This window comes from Streptococcus sp. WM07, assembly GCF_004570525.1.
Classification (GTDB): Bacteria; Bacillota; Bacilli; order Lactobacillales; family Streptococcaceae; genus Streptococcus.
In genome coordinates this window covers 21,735-28,590 of the sequence record NZ_SPPZ01000013.1, presented here as the reverse complement: position 1 = coordinate 28,590, position 6,856 = coordinate 21,735, and the positions used below count along the sequence as shown (strand labels likewise).

The following is a 6,856-nucleotide window of genomic DNA, read 5'->3' as shown; positions in this document are numbered from 1 at the left end:
TGTAATACGGCTTGGATGAATGAATTTTTACGACAACTGTCAGAAGCTTACCCTAACGACTATATTATTTTGGTGATGGATAATGCGGTTTGGCATAAATCACAGACATTGGATATTCCTAGCAATATTGAATTTACATTTATTCCACCTTATACACCAGAGATGAATCCGATTGAACAAGTTTGGGCAGAGATTCGGAAATTAGGATTTAAGAACAAAGCATTTAAATCATTGAATGACGTCATTGATCAGTTGCAAGAAGTTATCCAAAGCTTATCAACTACTCGCTTACGATCGATTGTCCATAGAGAATGGATATCTGCTAATTTTGATTCTGAATGAGTATAAGTAACTATCTCATGTCAAAAAGAGGTCTATGAATAAAAGACCTCTTTTTAAGCCTAGATAATGTGGGGACGGCGTTATGGAGAAAAGTGTTTTTAAGTATAGAAATCTCGATGACAAAGAATTACCATTTTTTGGTTTTAAAATTCACATTTCTGCAACAATTGATAATTATAAGGATGTTTTTAATTTAGTTGAGGGAATTTTAGACTCGTATACTATTGCTTATAAATATATAAGAGATGATGAAGATGTGTTGCGGAATTTTTCTGTTGATGAATCTCCTGCTGAATCAGGTAAGTACATAACAATTTATCCAGAAAACGAAGAAGAATTTCGCTTTATACTGGACGTATTGTATGAAGCTATACCAATTGAAACTGAGGGTATTTATATCCTCAGTGATCGTCCTTATAAAGATTCAAATATTATTTTTTATAGATTTGGGACTATAAAATGGGATCTTAGACAAACAGAGGATGGTCTACCTACAATATATTCCGAATCGGGTGATGGGTGGCAGGATTTTCAGAAAACTTATTTTGATATACCGGTATGGATATCTGATATCCAGGAGGAAAATTTGAAGGAGGAGAGTTACTTGGAGGAGAATTACGCTGTGTTTGATCTCCTCTCGCAAAAAAATGGAGGGAATGTATATAGGGGGCTATCTTTGTTGTTTAAACAACCAGTGATTTTAAAAGAAGCAGTACCACATATTCTTTTTTCAGATACCGTAATGAAAAAAGAGCTTAGAGATCATGAATTTAAAATATGTTCCGATATTAATAAATATGTTCCTAAGGCACTCGAGAAAGTCGATGAGTGGATGAATACCTACTATATTTATGAAGATATACTAGGTGAAAAACTATCAGATTATTTAAAGAAGTTTAGTTTATTTCAATACTCCAGTAGAAATGATTTTGAAGTACAGCAAAATGTTTATAAATTTGAAAAATTTGTGGAGTGTTGTATGAACCTCGCTAAGGTTATATGGCATTTTCATAAGAATGGCTACATATTGAATGATATTCATCCAGACAATTTCATTGTCGACAATACTGAAAATTTATATTTTATTGATCTTGAGCAAACTTATTCAGAGACAGAAATATGGAAACAAGGTATTTTTAATAATGTGTCGCTAAAATTATGGAATAACTTAGATGGTCGTCTTTCGGATTGTCATAAACTTGCAAATTTAATACTCTTCTCATTCGCTAGAATCCAGCTAAGAGAGGGAGAGATTTATAACTCAAGTGTTTTCCATTCCCTTTTAAAGAATTATGGTATAAATTCAAACTTTCCGGAAGTCATATCGTATCTATTTAGTTCAGAGGCTAAGATAGATGAGGCGATCCAAGTTATGAAAGGTGTTTATATAAAAAATTGTTCTGTGAATAAAACTAATTATGGGTACAGTGGTAATTGGTTATCTAAGGTTGAATTATCTAAGGTAGATTGTCACAAATATATCAATGTTAATAGATTGAATTTATATAGAAACTGTATAAATGATTTTGTATTGTTTTCAAAATTAGTAGATTCAGAAAAGAAATTGTCATTAAATGGCTTGATTGGATATCTGATTCAATTGCACCAAGAAGGAAATATTCCAGATGACTTTCTTAATTATGGTATAGCTGTAATTAAGAATAAATTAGTGGAATCAGATTATGGGAAAATGATTCCTATAGATAATAGGTATTCTTCTCCATATTTAATAGATGGAAATGCAGGTGTGATTAAAGGTTTGATGCTTTTGGATCCTATTCAGTACCAGGATTTGATTATAGAATTGGCAAATTCGTTGGCATTTGAGTATGCTCAAAATCCTGGTTATGAGAGAGGGATGCTTGGTATTGCGGAGGTGTTAATTGAAGTATATAGAGATATTTATAAGAATGATTCTTATAAATATTTTGCAAATAGATTATTGAATAATACGAATGTATTCCTTGGTTTGGGTATGGTAAATCAGGATGTCTTTCAATTAATTCTTACAATGTATGGAGAGTTGGAACATGGGGCTACTGTTTTCAAATAAATTTTTCTTTTTCACATCGTGTTCAAGTTTTTTTAATCAGTTTGGATCAGCTATTTATAACCTAGTATTTGTCATTTACGTGGCAAATGTGTACCAATCCCCCCTCTTAGTAGGTCTCGCAAATGTTACTATGGTTGTTCCCTATATCTTTCAAATCTGGATTGCTAAAAAAGCAGATGAGGTTAGACAAAGACGGAAGCAGCTCTTGTGGATGCCCATTTTGCAGGTGATCTGTTTTCTTGCAGTGGCTTTGTTCAGTTTACAAACTTCGCTGGTATCTTTTGTGGCGATTTGCTTACTCAATATTTTGTCGGATTGTATGAGTCAATATACATCAGGCATGTTTCTTCCTGTCATGAAGCACGCTTTTAAGGAAGAGGAGTTGATGGAAGTCTACTCTTTCCGGAGTGTGGTGAGCTATGTTAGTCAGTTTGCAGGTCAAAGTTTTGGTCTGGCCCTGTTAACCTTAACCAATAATGCTTATTGGCTGATTGCAGTAATTAATGCTCTATCATTTCTGTTTGGCTTCTTGCTCTGGTTACCGGTGCAGAGTTTCTTCGATTTAGAGGTGTCGTTCGACGTCAATATACCGTTGAGGAAACAACTGAAAGAGATGTACAATGCCAGCAAAAAGGCCCTATCTGTGGAGAAGGATCAAGCCTTTCTTCAGATAATGGGGTTGATTGTACTCGGTAATGTTATCGGTAGTGGCTTGGTAACGGTGTTCACCATTTCATTTCTTGAACACATGCTTTATGGCTTAGATTACGGGGAATCCGTCTTTGTCCTTGAAATAACTATGCTTATTGGCGCTATTTTAGCAGGGCTTTTTTCCCATGATTATTTCGCTCAGAGAAGCTTCAAGGATTTAATTGTCTTGCAGCTAGTTCTTCAGCTAGTGATTGTAGTATTGTCGCTCGTGGGGCTTGATTTCTTATGGATTCTCCCTGTCTTTGCCTTGGATTGTTATGTTGTTGGTAAGTTTAATCCTAAATTTCAAGCAACCTTGACTGCCAGAGTTCCATCTGAATTGTTGGCGCAAGTTTCGTCCTTTCTCTCCTTTATCGTGACCATTAGTATTCCCGTAGGAACAGCCTTGTTTGGGGTATTGACGGTTTTAAATCGCAGGATTTTGTGGATCATTCTCCTTCTTGTGCTGAGTCTAGCCCTAGTTAGAATCAGATCTCTAGCTCTCACTAGCAATGAAATCTGACAAGCCTAGCTCTTTTTTGCTACAATAGGGACAGCAACTAGGACTGTTTTTCCTAGGGAAGGAGAAAAGATGAAAGATTCACCAATTCAGTATCGTCTGATTAAAAAAGAGAAGCACACGGGAGCCCGGTTAGGGGAAATTGTGACCCCACACGGGACTTTCCCGACACCGATGTTTATGCCGGTCGGGACTTTGGCGACTGTAAAAACAATGTCACCAGAAGAGTTGAAAGAGATGGGTTCTGGTATTATCCTGTCCAATACCTATCATTTGTGGCTGCGTCCAGGGGATGAGTTGATTGCTAGAGCTGGTGGCTTGCACAGGTTCATGAACTGGGATCAGCCAATTTTGACGGATTCTGGTGGTTTCCAAGTGTATTCCTTGGCAGATTCCCGGAATATCACAGAAGAAGGGGTTACCTTCAAGAATCACCTAAATGGGGCTAAGATGTTCCTATCCCCAGAAAAAGCCATTTCGATTCAGAACAATCTAGGCTCTGACATCATGATGAGCTTTGATGAGTGTCCTCAGTTCTATCAGCCTTATGACTATGTCAAAAAATCCATTGAGCGGACGAGTCGTTGGGCGGAGCGGGGATTGAAAGCTCACAAAAATCCGGATCGCCAAGGCTTGTTTGGAATCGTTCAGGGAGCTGGCTTTGAAGACCTACGCCGTCAGTCTGCAGCCGACTTGGTGGCTATGGATTTCCCAGGTTACTCCGTGGGCGGCTTAGCGGTTGGCGAGACGCATGAGGAAATGAACGCGGTGCTGGACTTTACCACTCCCCTTTTACCTGAGAATAAACCACGTTACTTAATGGGAGTTGGAGCACCCGATAGTTTGATTGATGGAGTGATTCGTGGTATTGATATGTTTGACTGTGTCTTGCCAACACGCATTGCACGCAATGGAACCTGTATGACGAGCCAAGGACGCTTAGTGGTGAAAAACGCTCAATATGCAGAAGACTTTGGTCCGCTGGATCCAAACTGTGATTGTTACACCTGTCAGAATTATAGTCGTGCTTACTTACGTCATCTTCTGAAAGCAGATGAGACATTTGGTATGCGCTTGACGAGTTATCACAATCTTTACTTCCTGATTGATTTGATGCGGAAAGTCCGTCAGGCGATTCTGGATGACAATCTCTTGGAATTCCGTCAAGACTTTGTGGAGCAATATGGCTACAACCGTTCCAATCGTAATTTCTAAAAACTCTAGAAAACCAGGTCTGAAAAGCCTGGTTTTTCTGCCTCATTTGGAATGTAACTGTATTTACGGTATAATATAAAAAATAGGAAAAGTTCAGTTAGGAGTTAGTATGCGGATACGCTGGTTTTCATGCGTGCGGGCCCTGGGTCTGTTATGGGTCTTGCTGTACCATTTTTATCCCAAGTATTTCCCTGGTGGTTTTGTTGGGGTTGATGTGTTTTTTACCTTCTCGGGCTTTCTAATTACAGCCTTGATGATAGATGAGGTAGATCGCACGGGTCAAGTAAATATACAATCTTTCCTACGGCGGCGTTTGTATCGGATTGTACCTCCTGTAGTCCTAATGCTGTTGATTACGATTCCTCTGTCATGGTTAGTTCGCTTGGAGTACATTACGGATTTACCGACACAAGTAGCAGGTGTTTTGGGTTATGTGACCAACCTTTATGAGATGCTGACGGGCGGGAATTATGAGGATCAGTTTATTCCTCACCTCTTTGTCCATAATTGGAGTTTGGCGGTGGAAGTCCATTTCTATTTGCTTTGGTCCTTTCTTCTCTATCGTCTTGCCAAGCGTTCCCGCAATGTTTCGCAGTTTAGAGGTAGTATCCTAACCTTGTCCCTTCCCTTATTGGTTCTTTCTTATGGAATCATGGTTTCGGGGCTTTTGGTCGGAGCTAGTCCGTCTATGCTTTATTTTGCGAGTCTTAGCCATCTCTTTCCTTTCTTTTTTGGAAGTTTATTAGCGGCGATGACGGGTGTATCTTCGCTATCGCTGTCATTTGAAAAGCGCTTGAAGCATTCCAATTGGCTGGGAATCGTGCTAGGAAGCTTGATAGGTGTGGGAATTCTAACCAGTCTGCTACTCTTGCTGCGCTTTGATCAGGATGTAACCTATCTAGGGGGGCTCGCTTTGGCAGCTCTGGGAGCGACCTTCTTGATTCGTAGTATGCGGCTACTTCACAATCAATTGCCGGATGTTAAGGAACCAGCTTGGTTGACCTTTCTGGCAGATACTTCCTACGGGGTCTATCTCTTCCATTGGCCTTTGTATATTCTGTTTAAGGATCAAATGGTACACTGGCAAGCGGTTTTCCTCACAGTCCTCCTCTCTTACACCTTTGCTTCTTTTTCTTTTTACATTATGGAACCAATCCTGGCAGGTCGTCAGCATTTCAATAAGCCGGCTCGCACCATTATGGGCTTGGCACTGGTTGGCTTGGTGATGGCTAGTGGTGTTCGGCTCTATCAGGCGCCTATGATGACCAACTTTGCACGAGATATGGCAGGTAATAATATGGCTCAATCGGCACAGGGTTTGGAGCGGCTTTATTATCAGATTAATCCATCAGCTCGCCTTGAGAAGCTAGAGGAAGAGCCTGAAATTGAGAGTCTTTCTGTTGAAGGGGGCCTTTCACTTATCGGGGACTCGGTGGCTCTAAGGGCAAGTACGCAACTGAATCAAGCCTTCCCGGATGGTAATATTGATGCAGCTGGTAGTCGTAATCTGACGCAGGCGCGTGAGATTATGAATGACCAAGCTCGGGCAGGAATCTTGGGTCAAACAGTTGTTATTGGTGTTGGGGTGAACATCGTGGATAATTTTAAAGAAGAATTGGATGGTATTATCAAGGACTTACCTAGAGGTCATCGCCTTGTCTTGATTACTCCTTATGATGGCAATTCTGACCAGTACATCGAAGCAACCGCAGAAGAAACCTGGAAATATGAACTGAAACTTGCCCAAAAACATAAATTTATTACCCTAGCTGATTGGCACAAAGTCTCCCTCAATCACCCTGAAATGTGGGAAGACAGTGATAATATCCACTTCGGTGGCACTGGTGAAGCCATTCAAGCAGGTGCTAAAATTTATACAGAAACCGTTCGCCAAGCAGTTGAAGCTGCACAAGATCGAGCGGTGAAATAAGAATGATTATAGATCGCCTCGTAAGCTGGCGGTCTTTTTCGTTGTTGTAGAAGAAAATGTTAGAGAGTAGGAAGCACAAACCTATAATATATTATTTTTTTGTTTT

At 39.7% G+C, this 6,856-nt stretch carries 5 protein-coding genes; all 5 read left to right on the top strand.

Going from position 1 to position 6,856, the window contains the following annotated elements; genetic code table 11:
• Positions 1 to 342 (top strand): transposase (locus tag E4T71_RS02900; protein WP_194181234.1); only part of this gene is annotated, 342 nt, incomplete at its 5' end.
• Positions 343 to 424: 82 nt separating this feature from the next.
• Positions 425 to 2,395, top strand: a complete 1,971-nt coding sequence (locus tag E4T71_RS02895; RefSeq protein WP_135036586.1) for a hypothetical protein — start codon at positions 425 to 427, stop codon at positions 2,393 to 2,395.
• The gene (locus E4T71_RS02890) at positions 2,358 to 3,608 is read left to right on the top strand and encodes an MFS transporter (RefSeq protein ID WP_368773479.1); all 1,251 of its coding nucleotides are present in this window, start codon (positions 2,358 to 2,360) and stop codon (positions 3,606 to 3,608) included. The genes E4T71_RS02895 and E4T71_RS02890 overlap by 38 nt, the downstream gene beginning before the upstream one ends.
• Positions 3,609 to 3,677: 69 nt before the next feature.
• Entirely contained in the window at positions 3,678 to 4,820 is a 1,143-nt protein-coding gene (tgt, locus tag E4T71_RS02885) for a tRNA guanosine(34) transglycosylase Tgt (RefSeq protein WP_135036580.1), read from the top strand.
• Positions 4,821 to 4,929: 109 nt separating this feature from the next.
• A complete protein-coding gene (locus E4T71_RS02880; protein WP_135036577.1) occupies positions 4,930 to 6,750 on the top strand; it encodes an acyltransferase family protein in 1,821 nt (606 codons plus the stop codon).
• Positions 6,751 to 6,856 lie beyond the last annotated feature (106 nt).

What these genes read in the sequence shown, in the direction of transcription:
- E4T71_RS02880 (WP_135036577.1), top strand. Translation starts at nt 4,930, where the DNA reads ATGCGGATACGCTGGTTTTCATGCGTGCGGGCCCTGGGTCTGTTATGG.
- E4T71_RS02890 (WP_368773479.1), top strand. Translation starts at nt 2,358, where the DNA reads ATGGAGAGTTGGAACATGGGGCTACTGTTTTCAAATAAATTTTTCTTT.
- tgt (WP_135036580.1), top strand. Translation starts at nt 3,678, where the DNA reads ATGAAAGATTCACCAATTCAGTATCGTCTGATTAAAAAAGAGAAGCAC.
- E4T71_RS02895 (WP_135036586.1), top strand. Translation starts at nt 425, where the DNA reads ATGGAGAAAAGTGTTTTTAAGTATAGAAATCTCGATGACAAAGAATTA.